Origin of the sequence: Streptomyces subrutilus, assembly GCF_001746425.1 — a bacterium.
Lineage (GTDB): Bacteria > Actinomycetota > Actinomycetes > Streptomycetales > Streptomycetaceae > Streptomyces > Streptomyces subrutilus_A.
The window spans coordinates 3,981,694-4,000,876 of record NZ_MEHK01000001.1; the positions used below are offsets into that span (position 1 = coordinate 3,981,694).

12 protein-coding genes and 1 tRNA gene are annotated in these 19,183 nt (G+C 69.5%); 12 read left to right on the forward strand and 1 reads right to left on the reverse strand.

The annotated features are described in order from the left end of the window. Window positions 1-58 precede the first annotated feature (58 nt). The 12 genes from BGK67_RS18965 to BGK67_RS19010 all read left to right on the forward strand — a co-directional run bounded on the left by BGK67_RS18965 (window position 59) and on the right by BGK67_RS19010 (window position 17,374). On the forward strand, window positions 59-409 hold the full coding sequence (locus BGK67_RS18965) for a metallopeptidase family protein (RefSeq protein ID WP_030012899.1): 351 nt from the start codon (window positions 59-61) through the stop codon (window positions 407-409). After that, on the forward strand, window positions 406-906 hold the full coding sequence (locus BGK67_RS18970; protein WP_069921200.1) for a FluC/FEX family fluoride channel: 501 nt from the start codon (window positions 406-408) through the stop codon (window positions 904-906). The genes BGK67_RS18965 and BGK67_RS18970 overlap by 4 nt, the downstream gene beginning before the upstream one ends. Further along, window positions 903-1,277, forward strand: coding sequence for a fluoride efflux transporter CrcB (gene crcB, locus BGK67_RS18975; protein ID WP_069923967.1), 375 nt, complete (start codon window positions 903-905; stop codon window positions 1,275-1,277). Before BGK67_RS18970 ends, crcB begins: the two co-directional genes overlap by 4 nt. 87 nt (window positions 1,278-1,364) lie before the next feature. Further along, on the forward strand, window positions 1,365-1,919 hold the full coding sequence (locus tag BGK67_RS38340; RefSeq protein ID WP_141754034.1) for a hypothetical protein: 555 nt from the start codon (window positions 1,365-1,367) through the stop codon (window positions 1,917-1,919). 328 nt (window positions 1,920-2,247) lie between these two features. After that, window positions 2,248-4,602 carry a DEAD/DEAH box helicase gene (locus BGK67_RS18980; RefSeq protein ID WP_244291255.1) on the forward strand — a complete coding sequence of 785 codons (2,355 nt, stop codon included), beginning with the start codon at window positions 2,248-2,250 and terminating at the stop codon, window positions 4,600-4,602. 165 nt (window positions 4,603-4,767) lie between these two features. Further along, window positions 4,768-7,113 (forward strand): flagellar hook assembly protein FlgD, encoded by a 2,346-nt coding sequence (locus BGK67_RS18985; protein ID WP_141754035.1) that lies wholly within the window; start codon window positions 4,768-4,770, stop codon window positions 7,111-7,113. Window positions 7,114-7,189: 76 nt separating this feature from the next. Next, window positions 7,190-7,262 (forward strand) — tRNA-Lys (locus tag BGK67_RS18990). 90 nt (window positions 7,263-7,352) lie between these two features. Next, window positions 7,353-10,175 carry a type I restriction endonuclease subunit R gene (locus BGK67_RS18995; protein ID WP_279628682.1) on the forward strand — a complete coding sequence of 941 codons (2,823 nt, stop codon included), beginning with the start codon at window positions 7,353-7,355 and terminating at the stop codon, window positions 10,173-10,175. Between the two features lie 579 nt (window positions 10,176-10,754). Continuing rightward, window positions 10,755-14,759, forward strand: coding sequence for a polymorphic toxin-type HINT domain-containing protein (locus BGK67_RS19000; RefSeq protein WP_069921204.1), 4,005 nt, complete (start codon window positions 10,755-10,757; stop codon window positions 14,757-14,759). A gap of 4 nt (window positions 14,760-14,763) precedes the next feature. Continuing rightward, the gene (locus BGK67_RS19005) at window positions 14,764-15,108 is read left to right on the forward strand and encodes a hypothetical protein (RefSeq protein WP_069921205.1); all 345 of its coding nucleotides are present in this window, start codon (window positions 14,764-14,766) and stop codon (window positions 15,106-15,108) included. Window positions 15,109-15,369: 261 nt separating this feature from the next. After that, window positions 15,370-15,516, forward strand: a complete 147-nt coding sequence (locus tag BGK67_RS41210) for a DUF6188 family protein (protein ID WP_432215461.1) — start codon at window positions 15,370-15,372, stop codon at window positions 15,514-15,516. Between the two features lie 265 nt (window positions 15,517-15,781). Beyond that, window positions 15,782-17,374, forward strand: coding sequence for a trypsin-like serine protease (locus BGK67_RS19010; protein ID WP_079154269.1), 1,593 nt, complete (start codon window positions 15,782-15,784; stop codon window positions 17,372-17,374). A gap of 408 nt (window positions 17,375-17,782) precedes the next feature. On the opposite strand, the gene BGK67_RS19015 is transcribed toward BGK67_RS19010, so the two are convergent. After that, window positions 17,783-18,958 carry an acyltransferase family protein gene (locus BGK67_RS19015; RefSeq protein ID WP_167739583.1) on the reverse strand — a complete coding sequence of 392 codons (1,176 nt, stop codon included), beginning with the start codon at window positions 18,956-18,958 and terminating at the stop codon, window positions 17,783-17,785. Window positions 18,959-19,183 lie beyond the last annotated feature (225 nt).

Sequence of the window (19,183 nt, forward strand, 5' to 3'; positions counted from 1 at the left end):
CCAAAACGGTTTCCCCCGGCCACCCGGCAGGCGGCCCCGCCGGGGGGACAATGGCCCGGTGCTGGAGATGACGCGCGAAGAGTTCGAAGAGCTCGTCGCAGAGGCCCTGGACAGGATCCCGCCGGAGCTGACGCGGCTGATGGACAACGTGGCGGTGTTCGTCGAGGACGAACCGCCCGCCGACGATCCCGAGCTGCTCGGTCTGTACGAGGGGACCCCGCTGACGGACCGCGGCGAGTGGTACGCCGGGGTCCTGCCGGACCGGATCACGATCTACCGGAACCCCACGTTGCGGATGTGCGAGGACCGGGAGAGCGTGGTCGCCGAGACGGAGGTCACCGTGGTGCACGAGATCGCCCACCACTTCGGGATCGACGACGAGCGGCTGCACGCGCTGGGCTACGGATGACCCGGCCGGCCGTCCCCGGCGGCGAGGCCATCGACCCGGACGTCGACCTGCGGGTGCCCGCGCAGGCCGCCGAGCCGCAGGGCCCGGTGCTGGCGGCGGTGGCGGCGGGCGGGGCCCTCGGGGCCTCGGCCCGGTACGGGATCTCCCTGCTGTGGCCGGCCGGGCCCGGAGCCTTCCCGTGGGCGACCCTCGTGATCAACGCGGTGGGCAGCGCGCTGATCGGCGTACTCATGGTGCTGATCAGCGAGGGCGGCAGGAGGCCGCCGCATCCGCTGCTCCGGCCCTTCGCCGGGGTCGGGATCCTGGGCGGCTTCACCACCTTCTCGACGTACGCGGTGGACTTCTCGCGGCTCCTGGACGAGGGGGAGGCGGGCACCGCGCTGGCGTACGCCGGGCTCACGTTGGCCGCGGCGCTCGGCGGGGTGTGGGCGGCGGCCTCGGTGACGCGGCGCGCGGTGCGGGGGCGGGCGGTCCGGGGGGGGGCGGCGGCCCGGTGAACTGGCTGCTCGTGGTGGCGGGCGCGGTGGTCGGGGCGCCGCTGCGGTACCTGACGGACCGTGCGGTGCAGGCGCGGCACGATTCGCCGTTCCCCTGGGGCACGTTCGCGGTCAACGCGGCCGCCTGCCTGCTGCTGGGGGTGCTGACCGGAGCGCTGCTGGCCGGGGCCTCCTCCAGCCGGCTGGAGCTGCTGCTGGGGACGGGGCTGTGCGGCGCGCTGAGCACGTACTCGACCTTCTCGTACGAGACCCTGCGGCTGGCCGAGCGCGGCCGGAAGATCCTCGCCGCGGCGAACGTGGCGGCATCGGTGCTGGTCGGGCTGGGCGCCGTGCACCTGGGGTCGCAGGTGGCGCGGCAGCTCTTCGGCTGAGGGGCGTGTCCCCGACCGGCCGAAGGGAGTTGGGCTGTTTGACCCGCACATGCGGACCGCTCACCCCTCAGGCTCGGAGGTGCCCTCGTGCGCCAGTTGTCCGCTTCCCTCCGACTGGCCGTCACCGCGTTCGCGGTCGCGGCGACGGCGGGCTGCATGAGTGTCGGCGAGGACCCGGCGAAACCCGGGCCCTCCGCCTCGTCCGACGGCCGCGGCGCCGCGGCGGGCGGAGGGTCCACGGCCGGCCGCGGGTCCGGTGCGCACGGCCAGGGGCACGGCGCGAAGGCGGGGGGCCAGGACGGCAAGCCCAAGGAGGACGGCAAGGCGTCCGGTGCGACCGGGGGTTCGCCGAGCCCGGGAGCGCCGAGCGGCAAGCCGGGAGTGCCCTCGCCGCCGGCGGGACCGGGCGGCGGGGCGGGCGGCCACGGGCCGCAGGAGCCCTCCGGAGGGGGCTCGGGCGGGGCGGGCGGATCCGGCGGCTCGGGTTCCGGCGGATCGGGCGGTTCCGGTGCCGGCGGCCCGGGTGGCGGACAGCATTCGCACAGCCCCACTCCGGAGCCGCCGGCCACGACGCCTCCTGTGACGGAATCCACGCCGCCGCCGAGCCCGCAGCCGGAGCCGAGCACCCCGGCGGGCTCGTAGCCGGGGAGCCGCTCCGGCCTCGTATCCCGGTTCGCCCTCGCCCCTTCCCCGCTCCGCCCCACCCCCCGGGCTCAGGCCATCTGTGCAGGTCAGAGCCGCTCCTACCGGAGTGACTTGCCAGACCCGGGGGAGGGTGCGTATGGTTATAGATCGTTTGATCCCATTGCCCGGCGCCGAATCCGAAGAGCGCCGTGTGGCGCGTACTCTCCCTAACCGTGGCTGACCGCATTGAGGCGGTCGATTTGCGATTCACGGAGTTTGGGCGCGTGCCGAGACTCCGGAAGGTTTCGCATTTCGCATGTCCATTTCCAGTTCTGACCGTGCCGTCATGCCCGAGAACGACTCGAACGAGATCGTCGACGCAGTAGAGACCCTTGTGGTCGACGAGACCATCGAGGCCCTTGAGGCCGACGTGACGACCGACCAGTCCCTCGACTCCGTCGACGCCGAGGGCGACGACGAGTCCGACGCCGACGCCGAGCCCACGATCACCTTCACCGACCTCGGTCTGCCCGAAGGCATCGTGCGCAAGCTCGCGCAGAACGGCGTCACCGCCCCGTTCCCGATCCAGGCCGCGACCATCCCGGACGCCCTGGCCGGCAAGGACATCCTCGGCCGCGGCCGCACCGGCTCCGGCAAGACCCTCTCCTTCGGTCTCCCGACCCTGGCCTCCCTGGCCGGCGGGCACACCGAGAAGAAGAAGCCCCGCGCCATCATCCTCACGCCGACGCGTGAGCTCGCGATGCAGGTCGCGGACGCCCTGCAGCCCTACGGCGACGTGCTCGGCCTGAAGATGAAGGTCGTCTGCGGCGGTACCTCCATGAGCAACCAGATCTTCGCTCTGGAGCGCGGTGTCGACGTCCTCGTCGCCACCCCCGGCCGTCTGCGCGACATCATCAACCGGGGCGCCTGCTCCCTGGCGAACGTCCAGGTCGCGGTGCTCGACGAGGCCGACCAGATGGCGGACCTGGGCTTCCTGCCCGAGGTCACCGAGCTGCTCGACCAGATCCCCGGCGGCGGCCAGCGCATGCTCTTCTCCGCCACCATGGAGAACGAGATCGGCACCCTGGTCAAGCGCTACCTGACCAACCCCGTCACGCACGAGGTCGACAGCGCGCAGGGCAACGTCACGACCATGACGCACCACGTGCTCGTCGTGAAGCCGAAGGACAAGGCGCCGGTCACGGCCGCCATCGCCGCCCGCAAGGGCCGCACCATCATCTTCGTCCGCACCCAGCTGGGCGCCGACCGCATCGCCGAGCAGCTCGTCGAGTCCGGCGTGAAGGCCGACGCGCTGCACGGCGGCATGACGCAGGGCGCCCGTACCCGCGTCCTCGCCGACTTCAAGGACGGCTACGTCAACGCGCTCGTCGCCACCGACGTCGCCGCCCGCGGCATCCACGTCGACGGCATCGACCTGGTCCTGAACGTGGACCCGGCCGGTGACCACAAGGACTACCTGCACCGCTCGGGCCGTACCGCCCGCGCCGGCAAGTCCGGTGTCGTCGTGTCGCTGGCGCTCCCGCACCAGCGCCGCCAGATCTTCCGCCTGATGGAGGACGCGGGCGTCGACGCCACGCGCCACATCGTCCAGGGCGTCGGCGCCTTCGACCCGGAGGTCGCCGAGATCACCGGTGCCCGTTCGCTGACCGAGGTCCAGGCCGACTCCGCGAACAACGCCGCGAAGCAGGCCGAGCGCGAGGTCGCCGAGCTCACCAAGCAGCTCGAGCGCCTGTCGCGCCGCGCCGTGGAGCTGCGCGAGGAGGCCGACCGCCTGGTCGCCCGCTCCGCGCGTGAGCGCGGCGAGGACCCCGAGGTCGCTGTCGCCGAGGTGGCCGAGGCCGCCGAGGCCGAGGTCGCTGCCGCCGCCGCTGCCGCTGCCGCCGAACTGGCCGCGCAGGAGCGCCGCGAGGAGCAGCGCGCCCAGCGCGACGACCGCGGCAACTTCGAGCGTCGCGACAACCGTGGTGGCGACCGCGGCGGTGACCGCGGCGGCTTCCGCCGTGACGACCGCGGCGACCGCGGTGGCCGTCCCTCCGGTGGTTTCAACCGTGATGACCGTGGTGGCGACCGTGGCGGCTTCCGTCGTGACGACCGTCCGTCCGGTGGCTTCCGCTCCGGTGGCGACCGTCCCGCCGGTGGCGGCTTCCGCTCCGGTGGCGACCGTCCCTCGGGTGGTTTCAACCGTGATGACCGTGGTGGCGACCGTGGCGGCTTCCGCCGTGACGACCGTCCGTCCGGCGGCTTCCGCTCCGGTGGCGACCGTCCCGCCGGTGGCGGCTTCCGCTCCGGTGGCGACCGCCCCGCCGGTGGCGGCTTCCGTCGCGACGACCGCCCCTCGGGTGGTTTCAACCGTGATGACCGTGGTAGCGACCGTGGCGGCTTCCGCCGTGACGACCGTCCGTCCGGTGGCTTCCGCTCCGGTGGCGACCGTCCGGCCACGGGCAACGGCACGTACAACCGTGACGACCGCACCTCCGGCGGCGGCTTCCGCTCCGGTGGCGGCGACCGTCCGTTCAACCGCGACCGTCGCGACGACCGTCCGTCCGGTGGCTTCCGCTCCGGCGGCGCCGGCGACCGCCCGTACGGCCGCCGCGACGACCACCGCCCGTCGGGCTCCGGTTCGACCGGCTCCTTCGGCGGCCGCCGCGACGACAAGCCGCGCTGGAAGCGCAACGGCTGACCGCGGCTGAGCTGAACCCCTGTCAGGGCCCCTACGACCACTCGGATCCGAGCTGGTCGTGGGGGCCCTGTCGCGTGTTGCTACGATCCGATCCTTGCGACGGGGGCATGACACCGCACGACACCGCGACCACCCCCGCCGTTTCTTCTGGGGGGTAGTACATACATGAAACGGTCACGTGTGCTGGGCGCCGCCGCGCTCGCACTGGCCACGGGGATCGGCGCCCTCACCGCCGTACCGGCCGCCGCCGGACCCGCGGCAGCCGGCGAACTGACGGTCGCTCCGCTGCCGCACCAGGAGCCGTCGCACAAGATGGTCTTCGCCGCGGGTCCGAACGGCGTGACGCTCCCCGGGCCCTCGCGCGGGTTGTACTGGAAGAGCTTCGCGGACGGCCGTGAAACGCCGCAGGCAAACTGCGACTCGGGGCCGTACCACGGCCCGTGGCTGAGCATCGGCGACACCGTCGGCTGCGAGTACCGCGCCGTGTCGAGCACCACCCCGGGACCGCTGACCCTGCACGACCAGGCAACGGGCCACAGGGAGACCCTCGCCGTCCCGGCAGGCCTGTCCTGGACCGGCACCTACTCGCCGACGCAGGTCCTGGCCACCGAGAAGGACGCGGAGGACAGGCTCACCCTGCACCTGATCGGCCGGGAGAAGGAACCGCGCAAGGACGTCACCGTCAGCGCGCCGGAACGCATCCCGGGCTCCAGCTTCTGGGTGCGGACGTCCGACGAGAAGGGCGCACTGATCACCTACCGGTCCGCCGCCGGCCAGGACACCCTCGCGCTGCTCGATTTCGCCACGGCGGCGCTGACCCCGCTGGCCCTGCCGGAAGGCGCGCCGGACCTGGGCTCCGTCGACTACGCCCTCGGCTACGAGTGGGTCTCGCTGCGCAAGAGGGGCTCCGGGACGGTGACGGTGCGCTCACGCACCGACTTGGCCGTGACCCGCAGCGTCACCACCTCCACCCTGTACGGGGCCGTACAGCCCGTGGGCGATTGGCTGGTCGCCCACGACGCGTACGCGACCGGCGACGCGGTCACCGCCGTACCGGTGGACGGCGGCGCTCCGCGCACCCTCCTCGCCCGGTCCTCGTGGCGCGGCATGAAGACGGGCACGGACGGCTCCGCCTACCTGGCCGGAGGCACCGACTCCAGCCACTGGGCGATGTACCGGATCAAGCCCGGCCCCGACGGCGCCCCGGCGCTGACGACGGTGGTCGACCTGCCGCCGAACCCCGCGGACCGGGTGACGCTCAGCCTCGCCCAGGGCCGGCTCATCACCGGCCAGGAGAACCCCGACCGCAGCCTCCAGAGCTACGACCTGCCCTTGTCCGGGACCTCCCCGGCCGGACAGGCCCCCGACTGGAGTTGCGAGGAAGCGACGGACGACCGGCTCTGCGCGCCCCGGGGCGAGATCCCGGGTTGGACCGTCCCGACGGGAGACGGTCGGATCGTCTCGCTCACGGCCATGGGCACCGGCACTTGCGGCAGCAGCCTCTGCGGGACCGTGGTGAACGTACGGGAGACCCGCCCGGGCGGCTCGGTCCGCCAGGTGCCCCTGGCGGGCACCGAGGCGATGTCGTCGTACCTGGTCGAGAGCGCCTCCGGCCGGTACGTGATGTTCTCGGCCATGGAGAACAGGAACTCCCGGATGGTGCTGGCCGACATAGACGCCGGCAGAGTCCTGGACGTCAGGCCCTCCTCGGCGGCCACCCTGTGGGGCTCCACCCTGTGGGACCGGGGTGACGACGGCGAGGTGACCGGAACCGACCTGCGCACCGGCACGGCCACCCAGCGGGCCGACCTCGGCTGCCGCCCGTACGAGCTCCAGGCGAGCGGCGACTGGCTGTACTTCACCTGCTCCGCGGGCGGCGCCGGCGCCTCCGCCTTCCACCTGCCGTCGAAGAAGCGGATCCAGCTGCCCTTCACCCCCGCGAGCGACGCGGCCAAGCTCGGCGACGGCTACGTCGCGCACCGCACGGACACCGGCCTCGAGGTCTACAACCTGCGCTCCGGCGCGCCGGTGAGGGAGCGCGAGATCGCGCAGCCCCTGCACAGGTACGGCAGCGACTGGACCGTCGACCGGTTCGGCGGCCGGCCGGCCTACACGGACGCGGGCGAGACCGTCCACGTGGTCGGCGTCACCGGCAAGGCCTCCCCGCTCGCGGTGATCGACCAGGACGCGCCGGCCACGGTGGACTTCCGGAGCGCGAAGGCCTGGTCCTCGCGGTGGTGGCTGTCGAAGCCGGTCTCCTCCTGGCAGCTGACGGTGCGCAACAAGACCTCGGGCATCTCGACGGTCGTGCGCTCCGGCGGCGAGGCGCGCGGCGTGATCGCGCCGGCCTGGGACGGAAAGAACCAGGGGGGCGCCTACCTCTTCACCGGCGACTACGAGTGGACCCTGACGGCCCGCCCGGCCGACGGCCAGACCCCCGAGCTGCGCACGAGCGGCTCGATGAAGGTCACCGGCATCCCCTCCCGCGTGGTGCGGCCGCCCGCCCGCTGACTCCGACAGGCCGGTCAGCCGATACCCGATCGGCTGACCGGCGCTGTCCGGCTATGCTCTGGGGTGAGCACGCCGAGGGCCATTAGCTCAATTGGCAGAGCAGCGGACTTTTAATCCGTTGGTTGTCGGTTCGAGTCCGACATGGCCTACAGCTCGCAGGCGGAGGAACCCCCTCTGACCTGGCACTGAGCGCCCCTTCTGGTTTCGACCGGAGGGGGCGCTCAGTTGTTTCCGGGCAGGTGCTGCGTCTGTTGCGAGGGCGGAAGGAGTTCCGGGATAACGACGGCGTGTGGCACACGCTGAAGTTGGTCGACTTCGAGACGCTGACCGCCAACACGATGGTCGTCTCGGACGAAGTGACCATCAACGTGCCCGGCAAGACCTCCCGACGGTTCGACCTCGTCTACTGGATCAACGGTCTACCCCTGGTCGTGGTCGAGGTGAAGTCCCCGACCTCGAAGTCCGCGTGGGCGGACGCCGCCCGCGAGATCAACAACGTGTACGCCACCGAGTACCCGTGGTTCTTCACACCCAACGTCTTCGCCGTCGCCACGGACGGGCTGAAGCTGCGGTTCGGTGCCGCCGGCGCGCCCACGAACCTGTGGCAGCCGTTCCGGTCCACCGACGACGATGAGAACCTGTCCGGGCTCGCCGACGTGCAGCGCTCCGTCGAGTTGCTGATGAACCCAGCCACGGTGCTGGACATGCTCGCCAACTTCGTCCTCTTCGACACCGCAGGGGGAGGGACAGACAAGAAGTACCTCCCCCGCTACCCGCAGATGGAAGCTGCGCACCTGATCCACGAGCGCGTCCTGCGGGGCGGCTCGAAGGGGCTGGTCTGGCATCACCAGGGGTCTGGAAAGACCTTGCTGATGGTGTTCGCCGCCGCGCTGCTACTCGCCGATACTCGCACCGAGTCACCAACGATCATCCTGCTCTCTGACCGGACTCACCTCGTCCGGCAGACCTCAGGGGTCTTCACCTCGGCGATGGGGGACGCGTACTTCCACAAGCCCCCGAACAGCCAGAAGCTGCGGACCCTGCTGGCCGACGACGTGCGTGGCGTCATCTCCACGACCGTCCACAAGTTCGCTGAGGCTGGCAAGAATCTGTCGGTCCGGAAAAACATCATCGTGCTCGTCGACGAGGCTCACCGCACGCAGTCCTCCGATAAGGACTCCCTGGCCGGGCAGATGCGTGCAGCGTTGCCCAACGCCAGGTTCTTCGGCATGACCGGGACCCCCATTAGGAACCTCGCCACCGACACCTTCGACCTCTTCGGGGAGGAGGGCGACCCTGGCAGAGTGCTACACCGGTACTCGGTATCGCGCTCCCTGCTGGACGAGGCGACCGTCCCGGTCGTCCTGCATCCGCACCCGGTCTCCTTCGACATGGATGACCAGGCCTTGCAGGCCGAGTTCGACGAGTTCGCTGACGACTTCGACCTTGACGACCCCGACCGTGAGGCCCTGTCCCGTAAGTTCGGACGCCTGACCTCGGTGTTCGCCAACCCTGACCGCATCCACACGGTCTGCCAGCACATCGTGGACCACTACCTGGCCGGCGCCTACCGCAACGGCCTCAAGGCACAGGTCGTCGCTTACAACCGTGAGCTGGCGGTGGCCTACACGGACAAGATCAACGAACTGCTTGCCGGCTTCGAGGCATCCCAGGTGCTCGGCGAGGTCGGGAAACATCAGCGGATCACGGCAGAGGTGAACATCTCCGTCTCGGACTCCAAGACCGAAGACGTTGACATGAAGCCGTACCAGCTCTCGGAGACCGAGGAAGAGGAGCAAAAGCGGCGGTTCCTCAGCCCGGACGACCCGCTGTGCTTCCTGGTGGTGACCGCGAAGCTTATGACTGGGTTCGACGCTCCCAACGAGGGTGTCCTCTACCTGGACAAGCCGCTGAAGGCCCACAACCTGTTCCAGACGATCACTCGCCCGAACCGCACCTGGGTGTCGCCGACCGGTTTCGTGAAGACCTATGGCGTGGTCGTGGACTACATCGGCCTGGCCGAAGAAGTCCAGCGGGCCGTCGTCGACCCCACCGCGGCTGGGCCCAGCAAGGGAGGCGGATTCGTCACCGACCTGTCCGAACTGGTCGCCGAATTCCGTCTCGCCTTCGCCCGCATCGAAGACCTCCTCGCGGACGTGGACGGCGTGGACCTGACGGTCCACGGATACCAGTCCGTCCGCGCCATCAACGTCTTCCTGGACGCCAACCCCGACCCCGCCAAGGTGTTCAGCAAGGACTACCGACTCCTGGCCCGCCTGTACCCGTTCATCAACACTGACAAGCGGGTCGCCAAGTACAGCGACGGCTTCGGACTGTTCGGGTCCGTGTACACGACCCTGTTCAAGAAGTCCTCTGACGAGGAGAGGAAGGAACGACTGGCTGAGCTGGGGCCGATGGTCCTGGAGATCATCAACGCCCACGTCCACTCCTTCTCCGTGGTCGCCTCTCAGGAGGAAACCCTCGTTCTGGACGCCCAAGGCATCACCGTCCTCAAGGAGCTGCTGGCGCTCGTCCGCCCCAAGACCGACAAGAATGGCGGCGAGGATGCGACTCCGCCATCAGCAGCAGAGATCCTTGACCACATCAAGGCTGCCCTCGACAAGGGTGTCGAACCGGAGTCCGCGAGGTACACCGCGCTCGCAGAGCGGATCAAGCAGCTGAGGGACCGGTTCATCCAGAATGCCCAGGACGCGCTGGATTTCCTGTCCGAAGCGCTTCGCGTGGCCCGGGCCATCGTCAACGCCGAGAAGCACCCCGCCGAAGCCGTCGTAGTACTGGACGACGACCACATCGGTGTCCTGACGCGGATACTCCACGACCACGCACCTGCCGGCCTCACCATCACGGAGAGGAACCTGGCCGAGGAAATCGACCAGGTAGTCAGGCACACCCTCGCGAAGGCTTGGGACAACGCCGATGCCCGAAACCGAGGCGCCCGCCGCGCCACCGCTGCGGTCTTCCGCCGCTACGCACTGAAGCCGGTAGGAGAGCCGTACGACTCCACCGTCGCCTACATCGAGGCGCACTACCTCGTTGACTGACAAGCCGACGGAGGGCCGGAGACCTCTCACGGTTGCTGGCCCTCCGCGCGCTGCCAAGTTCCCGGCCTATCCAGCGACGCGTGCCACAACGTGCCAGTAGCAGCGGTAAGCACCGGTCGCTCAGGGGCCAGAGGAGCCGCCCGCAGCGACGGCAAACTGGCACGTTTTCGCAGGTCAAGCAGGGTAGACACGTTCAAGTGCCGGGTGATTCCCAAGCTCATAGCGCAGGTTCGATTCCCATCTTCTAGCCTCCCAAGACCCAGGTGAGTCCCTTGGAGACCGGCTTCGCCCAGACCGCGTACGCATTGCGCGGCTCCTCGCCCCCACTCCGACCAGTTGTAGGCAACACGTAAGATCGGCCCGTTCACCACGATTGTGCGGTGGTCAAGGGGGAGGACCGTCCGGGGGATCTGCCGACTGCATGCGTGTGACTCGGCTGCGGCACGGACGAACTGTGACTGGAGCGCCCTTCCTTCACGCCCACGCACGAGCGAGGACACATCGAGCGAGGGGGAACGCCGTATGCGACGGCGAACACGTATATCCGGAGCCTCGGGCTCCGCCGCACCGCCGGGGACGGTGAAAAGGGCGCTCCGCGGTTTCTGCGGGGTCGTCCTGCCCGCGGCACTGATCGCGGGCCTGCTGGCGGCGTCGCCGGCGGCTGCTGCGGATGACCTCGACGAGGGCCTTCGGCCTGCCACCGACCGGACGTATGTCCTGGCGCTCTGGAACGAGGGTGGCTCGGGCATCAAGGAAGCCGCCGAGCAAGCGCTGCTGGGGTCAGACGCGGACATCGAGAAGTTTCTCGAGGGCAAAGACGCCATCCAGTACGACGATGACTACATCGATGCCAGTCGGATCTTCACCACCGGTGGTCCGGCGGTACGGGCGGCCACGAAGACAGCCCTGAAGGGGACCCCGGAGGAACTGCGCACGTTCATGCGCAGCGGGTGGCAGAAGCCGTTGGCCGAGGACCGCGAGGTCGAGGCGTCGCAGGTCATCAATTTCGGCGGTCCGGGGGTCAAGGAGGCGGGCAAGACCGCGCTCAAGGCCGGTCCCGAGGCCGTTGCGAAGTTCCTGGAGACGGGCCAGTACGAGGCACGGGAGGTGGACAACGAGGTCGAGGTCTCGAAGCTGATCAACTCCGGCGGGCCGAACATGAAGCTCGCCGGCAAGAACGCCCTTCGGGGTACGGCTGACGACATCGCGGAGTTCCTGGAGGTCGGGCAGTACGTCGCCCGTAACCGCGACCAGGAGCACGCGACCGTCGCTCAGCTGACCGAGCAGGCCAAGCAGGCCGGTCTCCAGACCGAAGCGGCGATGAAGAAGGCCGAGGCCGCTGCCGCCAAGGCCGTCAACGCTGCCGATAACGCCAGGATCGCCGCCGCGAAGGCCGCCAAGGAGACCGCGGAGGCCGGCAAGGACGCCAACCGGGCCGCCTACAAGGCGAAGCAGGCCGCCCAATCGGCACGTGAGGCCGCCGCCGCAGCGCAGCAGGCAGTAGGTGCGGCGAACGCCGCGAACCGCGCGGCCCGCACGGCCGCGTTCGCCGCCGCGCAGACCGCGAACGCCGCCTCAGCGGCGGCGAACGCAGCGAACAACGCCTACAACGCCGCGATTGCCGCGGCCGGTGACGCGAGCAAGGCAGAGTCTGCCAATCGGGCCGCCAAGGACGCGCGCGACGCCGCGCTTCTGACCAGGACCTCGGCCGACGCCGCCCAGAAGGCGGGCGAGGCCTCGCTGGCTGCCGGTATCGCCGCCGACGGCGCTCGCACCGCAGGTGACCACGCGGACGCGGCCGCGACTTCCGCCGAGGAGGCCAACCGGCACGCCGAGGCCGCCGGTGTCTTCTCCGCCGAGGCCCGCAACGCGGCAGCCGACGCCCGTCGCCACGCGAACGCCGCGAAGCGCGCGGCGAACAACGCCGGGGCCCTCGCCCGCCGCGCGGCCCAGCAGGCGTTCGACGCCCGCGACGCCGCCCGCAGCGCCGCCCAGCACGCCGAGAACGCGGCCGCGGCCGCCGAACTCGCCGCAAAGTACGCGGGCGAGGCGGCTCAGGCCGCAGCGGACGCCCGTACGTGGGCCGAAGCGGCGCGAGTCGCGGCCGAGACCGCGACCAAGGCTGTGAACACGGCCAAGCAAGTGCACCAGGTCGCCCTCGACGTCGAGAAGGAGGAGCTGGCCTCGCGCAGCGAGGCGGCTCTGGAGCGCGCCCGCTCGGAGAAGGAGCAGACCCAGCGTCTGATCTCCGCCTCCGCCACCGTCGCCCGCGACGCCCGTGCCCTGGACACCACCGCCGAGATGCTGGCCGCCGAGGCGGCCAAGCCGGACGTGGACGTCGCCGCCACCGCGGCCAAGGGCCGCAAGCTCGCCCTGGACGCCTTCAACCTCCGCGGTCCCTGGAACCAGGAATCGGCGGCGCGTGCCCTCGGCGGTACGGACGCCGAGGTGCTGGAATACCTCCGCAACGGCTGGAAGAAGGCCGGCCTGGAGGAAATCCGGGACCGCGTCGTCCAGCTGAGCGCAACCAGCCCTCACGCCTCCATCCGGGCGGGTGCCGTCGAGGCACTGAAGGGCAGCCCGCAGCAGATCGCTCACTTCTACACCACCGGCCAGTACACCGCGGGCGCGGACGACCTCGCGGTCGCCGTCTCAAAGGTGACCAACAACGGCGGCGACAGCGTCAAGAAGGACGCCAAGGCCGCCCTGGCCGACGGCTCCGGCAAGGCGCTGGCGACCTTCCTGGAGGTGGGCCAGTACTCCGCCCGCCTCAGTGACGAGGAAGTCATCGCCTCAGCCCTCGTCAACAAGAAGGACGCGGCGGACGGCACTGAATCCAATGCCGAGGTGCGCAACGCCGCCAAGGCCGCTCTGGCCGGCACCCCGCAGAAGCTGCACGAGTTCATCGTCTCGGGCCAGTACATGGCCGCCCGCAAGGACGATCTGACTGATCACCACCGGGCGCAGATCGGCCGGATGCTCGCCGAGGGCGAGATCATCGCGGCCAATGCCCAGGCCAGCCGCTGGCGCGCTGCCGAGGCCGCCGCCCGCGCCAACAAGGCCGAGGCCGACGCCACGAAGTGGGCCGCCGAGGCCGACAAGTCAGTCGCCCTTGCCACTGCCTATGCCTTGGACGCTCAGAAGTCCGCCAACGCGGCCACGAAGAGCGCCGACCAGGCCAAGGCCTCGGCCGTCACCGCCCGCAACGCGGCGAACAACGCCAACCGCGACGCCGACGCCGCCGAGGCCTCCGCCGCCCAGGCCGCATTCTCTGCGAGCTACGCCCGTCAGTCGGCGAAGCAGGCCGATGAGTCCGCCGCACGGGCTCGCGCCTCCGCGGTCGCGGCCGGCAAGAGCAGGGACGAGGCCGAGGCCGCGGCCTCCCAGGCATGGGCTGACGTCAAGGTGAAGCGCGAGGCGGAGCTCGCCGAAGCGCAGCGCATGGCCGAGGAGCTGCGCAAGCAGCAGGCCGAGGCGGCGAAGAACAAGAAAAAGCCCTGCATCATCCCGTACAACCGGGACCACCTGCCTCCGTGCGCGCTGAACCAGGACAAGTACGAGATCGTGATCGGCAAGCCCGACGCGGAACTCGCCAAGCTCCTGGGCAAGGCCGCGTGGGAGCTGTCTGGCGCCGCCGACATCGAGAAGTGCATCAAGGAACCGTCCCTCGGCGGCTGCGTCATGGCCGCCGCCGGTGTCCTGCCGATCGGCAAGCTCAAGGTCGCCGGAAAGATCTACGACGGCATCGAGAGCGTCGCCAAGGGCTCGAAGTACGCCAAGATCCCGCCTTGCGTGAAGCACAGCTTCGTGGCTGGCACCCGCGTACTGATGGGCGACCGAACCACCCGTCCGATCGAACAGCTCAGAATCGGTGACCAGGTCCTCGCCACTGACCCCGAGACCGGGGTGACCGGCCCGCGCCGGGTCGACGCGACGATCTACACCCCCGACGACCGCGAATTCACCGACATCACACTCAACCGGAACAGCGGAGACGGTCAGCTCACCACGACCGATCACCACCCCTTCTGGTCCGAGAGCGACAAGACGTGGAAGAACGCGGCCGACCTCAGCCCGCAGGACACCCTGCGCACTCCGGACGGGGGTGCGGCGCAGATCGGCAAGGTGCGGCACTGGACAGGTCTCCAGCCCGCTTACAACCTCACCGTCAACGACCTCCACACGTACTATGTGATGGCGGGCAGGACCGCCGTCCTCGTTCACAACACCCCCTGTGACGTGATCATCGAGGACGGCAAGTGGGATTACTTCTTCGGGCGGGTCAACTCCAACCCGCACAATGCGGAACGGTCAGCTCAGAACGCCTACCAGTTGGAGGCGATCGGTATCCGCGACAACGATCTGGGGCGTCAGGTTCTGACCGAGTTCTTCGACGAAGCGAAGCGAGGCAGTGTCATCGAGACCTACGTGAACCCGAAGACCAATCTGACGAACATCCGAACGGAATCCCTCCTCTACGGGCCGCGAGGCGCTCTCCTGGTCCGCGCCAATTACGAAGTGACCGAGGCTGGCATCCGGCTCACCACGATGATCCCCGTCGGGGGCAGGGGCTATGGGAAGTAGAGTCATGGACATTCCGGATGATGCGGATTTCATCGAAGTCCTGGGGGCCGCCCCCGAGCCGATGGAGCACGACCCGGACATCTGGCGGATCGACGTTCCCATCGGCGACGCACAGTTCGTGACTTTGACGTTCGACATAGGAGCCCGATCAGTCCGGCTGACCAAGGGATCGGAAACCAAGTCCGAAATCGAGATCTACCGGGAACAGGTGGATCGGATCCTTCTGTACACAGGGAACGATGAGCGCGGAATTATCGTTGAATCCCATGTCCCCGGCTTCAGATGTGAGCTGCGGGCGGTGATCTCCCCGGAATTCCGCCTCACGGACCCCATGCTGTATGTGGGCTGACCAGCCCGGGCCCGAATACGGGGAACGCCCTGTCCGTGCGGTTCGCGGACAGCGCGTTCCCCGCTGAAGCCGGAACCGAGGCCGGGCAGAGGCACTCCCTCGCACCGCCCCGCTCCAAGGCGGCCACCGAGACGCTGCCGGATCGGGTGTCGATCGAGAGGCGCGCCTCCTCCCAGCGATGGTCACACTCGCGGAAGATCGCGAAACAGGAGGCCTCGTCGACAGTGCACGCGTGCTGCTGCGTCTGCTCCAAACGGTTTCGTGCGCAGAGCGCACGTACGGTGGCACGCCCCTCGTCACCCTCGACACGGCCTGGAACTTGATGTTCCGCCGCACGGCGAGTATGAGGCGTGGGAGCTGTCCTTCACCGACGGCCGCAAGGTCGTGTGCATGCCGGGTGGGTGGTAAGTCGGCGAGGTGGGACTGGGCGTGACCGTCACGTACGGAGTGCCCGCCGCATGGGACAGGGGAGCCCCTGCCGGAACTTCTCCGGCAGGGGCTCCCGCCCTTCCTCGCCAAGCGCATAACGGACGCGACCGCCCCTGCTAGCAAGGGACTTACTGGGGCGTAGGTGCAATCCACCAACACTGAATGCCTCTTACATGTGATTTACTTCTGGAAAACGGGGGGGCCGTTCGACGTCTTCCCCCTGCCCTGAAACAGAAGGAAGACTGTGGCGATATCCCGTGCCCGCAAGGCATTTCCCACCGGGCTCGTAGGCGCGAGTGCAGCCCTCACCGTGGTGACCACGTTCGGCGTCGCCTACGTCGGCCCGCAGGCGGCTGCCGCAACCGAGATGCCCGTGGCGGTCGAGGACTTCGCCTACCCCGACGCTGCGAAGATCCAGGCCGAGCAGAAGATCCTCCTCAAGCGGGGCGACGGCCACATCACTCTCGTCGACTGCGCTGCCGGAACCCCTGACATCCTCGTCAAGTCCCGCGCCGGCCTGAAAAACTACTGCTTCGACGTTAACGCCCCCAAGGGCTTCGTCACCCTCGAAATCCCCAGCGCCTTCGGCATCTGGACCGAGGATTTCCCCGTCAAGGCGACCATCACCACCGACGGCACCGACAAGACCGTCGTTGACGCCCCGGCCAACGACTACAAGCCCTTCGGTGAAGCGGGCGACTCCGGCGCACCTTCGATCCTCGTCGAGCTCCGGGTCACCGGCGAGGACGTCAACCCGCCAGCTCCCTCAGGGGACATGACGCTTGCCTTCACTGGCAAGCTCACCATCGGTGACAGTAAGCGGTCGTGTACAGCGGCGCTGGTCGACCCGTACTGGGTCCTCACGGCCAAGCACTGCTTCGCAGACAATCCCGCCGACACCAGCACCGTCACCGCCGGGGCACCCAAGGACAAGACCACCGCCACCGTGGGACGCACCGACCTGGCCACCTCCGGCGGGCACACCACAGAGATATCCCAGATCGTTCCGCACGCCGACCGTGACCTGGTGATGGCCCGCCTGGCCAAGCCGGCCACGGCCGTCGCTCCTGTCCCGCTGTCCTCCGCGGCGCCCACCGCCGGCGAGGCGCTCACTGCCGTCGGCTTCGGTCGCACGCGCACCGAGTGGGTCCCCTCCAAGCTCCACTCGGCCACCTTCACCGTCGGCACTCTCACCCCGACCAGCTTCCCGATGACGGCCAAGGCCCCCGCCGACGCCACGATCTGCCAGGGCGATGCCGGCGGCCCCGCCGTGCGCACCGAGAACGGCAAGCCTGCCCTGGTAGGCATCACCGGCCGCTCCTCGCAGGGCGGATGCCTCGGCAGTGGCACCACCACGACCGGCGCGTCCGACATCCGCATCGACGGCGCCCAGAACTGGGTCAAGCAGGTCCGGTTCACCACGGCCTCCATCAAGAACGTCAACAGCAACCGCTGCCTCTATGTCCCGTGGCAGACGGCCGGCAATGACGCCGTGGTCAAGCAGTACGACTGCGCCCCCGAGTACGCCGACCAGCTCTGGAAGGTCGAGCCGGTCGCTGGCGGCAACTACCAGATTCGCAACGTCAACAGCAACCGCTGCCTCTGGGTCCCGTGGCAGACGGCCGGCAACGACGCCGTGGTCAAGCAGTACGACTGCGCCCCCGGGTACGCCGACCAGCACTGGAAGGTCGAGCCGGTCGCTGGCGGCAACTACCAGATTCGCAACGTCAACAGCAACCGCTGCCTCTGGGTCCCGTGGCAGACGGCCGGCAACGACGCCGTAGTCAAGCAGTACGACTGCGACTCCAGGTACGCCGACCAGCTCTGGAAGCTCTGACACCACCGTGGAGGCCACCCCCGAAGCTCGACCGGGGGTGGCCTCTGGCACGGTGGCCGTCTCGGTGCACCACCTCAGGCGGAACAGGAGCGCACGTCGTGCCGTCGTGCGGTTCCATCAAGCCGATGCGCCCGCTCGGTTGGGGTGCTCTTTCACGCATGGCTTCGGAAGGCCCGGCTGCCGACACCGGAGGGTAGCGGTTCGTCTTCAACGCCGCGGCTTGCCGCCCGGCGTCCGACGACTTCACTCCCGGCGCTGACCGCACGACGGGGCTGGCGGCAGATGTGACACCGCCCGCCGTCAGCCCCGCCGTCCCGTCCTCGCCGGGTCTCTGCGCAGCGAGCCGGTGCAGGGCGCGATGCCCTCGGACGCGGGCCACGACCTACTCCGGGGGTCTGACCCGTTCCTCTATGCCCCGAGCTTCTGCGATGGCTCGGTCTGCGGGGCCATCAACCGGCGCAGTAGCCGGGTGAGCGGTCGCTCCACCACGCGGTGCAGCAGCCAGGCGAGCAGCACCATCGCCGCCGTCACCCCGAGCAGGGTCGGCCAGGCGCCCCACTGCTCGTTCCACCGCCAGATCACCCGCACTCCCAGCGACTGGTGCACGAGGTAGAGCGGGTACGAGATCGCGCCCGCGACCGGCAGCCAGCGCCACTGGATCCGGTCCAGCTTCCCGAGCGCGATCAGGCCCATCACCAGGTACATGACGGTGATCACGGTCAGGCAGACCTTCCAGTTGATGCCGTGCCCCTCCCACGCCATGACCGCAGGGAGGCGGTGCTGCATCAGCAGCCAGGACAGCGCCAGGAGGCCGAGGGTCTCGCCCTCGAACCGGCCCGCCCGGCGGACCAGATAGAAGACGATCCCGGCGATGAAGAAGGGCGCCCACGGGGGCGCCAGAAGCTGGTCCAGCAGCGGGATGCCCGACGCCGGCGCCAGGACCGAGCCCAGCGCCCAGACACAGCAGAAGTTCGCTACCCGACGGTGACTGGTGCCCAGCAGGACGACCAGCGAGAAGAGCAGGTAGAAGCGCAGCTCGACCCAGAGCGTCCAGTAGACGGTGTCCACGTGGCTAACACCGAGGGGTTCGTGCAGCATTGTGAGGTTGGTGAGCATCTGGCCGACGGTGACCCTCGGCTCGCCCGGCGTCTGCGGACCCAGGCGGGCGGCCGCCGAGGACAGCACGACCGCCGCCCAGTAGAGCGGGAACAGCCGCAGGACCCGCCCCTGCCAGAACTGCTGGAGCGACTTGCCCCAGCCGGACATGCAGATGACGAACCCGCTGATCATGAAGAAGAAGACCACGCCCAGCCAGCCGAACTCGGCTATTCGGTGGAGCGTGGGAAAGAGCTCGACCGCCGTCCGCTGCCAGGGGACCGTCCCCGAGCCGGCCAGGTAGTGGAACAGGACCACCGACAGCGCCGCGAGCAACCGCAGGCCGTCCAGCACTGCGATGCGCGGCGCCTTCACCGCCCGGCCGCGCCTCGACCACATCCTCTGGTGACGGGTCGGGTCGGGGGCCGCCTTCGGTGCCTCGGCGGGCACCGGGACACGGTCCCCGGCAAGGGCGAACCTGTCGGACATGACACCTCGGGTAATCCTGCGGTGTCGCGACACCGGTACGTTTCGGGCGTATGGAGCCCGCACGATCCTAACGATGCTGTATGCATCCACCAGCACCGGGGCCACGCAGCCGCCGGACAGACCGACCATTCGGGCCGAAATGGCATTATTTCGGAGGCCGGTGCATGAACGGCGACGCGCCGCGAGCCGTACGCCAACCGCCCGGCTCGGACAGCCTCCTCGAAC

Excerpts from the sequence above, each read along its gene's own strand:
- BGK67_RS19015 (WP_167739583.1), bottom strand. The coding sequence starts at position 18,958 with ATGTCCGACAGGTTCGCCCTTGCCGGGGACCGTGTCCCGGTGCCCGCC.
- BGK67_RS19005 (WP_069921205.1), top strand. The coding sequence starts at position 14,764 with ATGGACATTCCGGATGATGCGGATTTCATCGAAGTCCTGGGGGCCGCC.
- BGK67_RS18980 (WP_244291255.1), top strand. The coding sequence starts at position 2,248 with ATGCCCGAGAACGACTCGAACGAGATCGTCGACGCAGTAGAGACCCTT.
- BGK67_RS18970 (WP_069921200.1), top strand. The coding sequence starts at position 406 with ATGACCCGGCCGGCCGTCCCCGGCGGCGAGGCCATCGACCCGGACGTC.
- BGK67_RS18985 (WP_141754035.1), top strand. The coding sequence starts at position 4,768 with ATGAAACGGTCACGTGTGCTGGGCGCCGCCGCGCTCGCACTGGCCACG.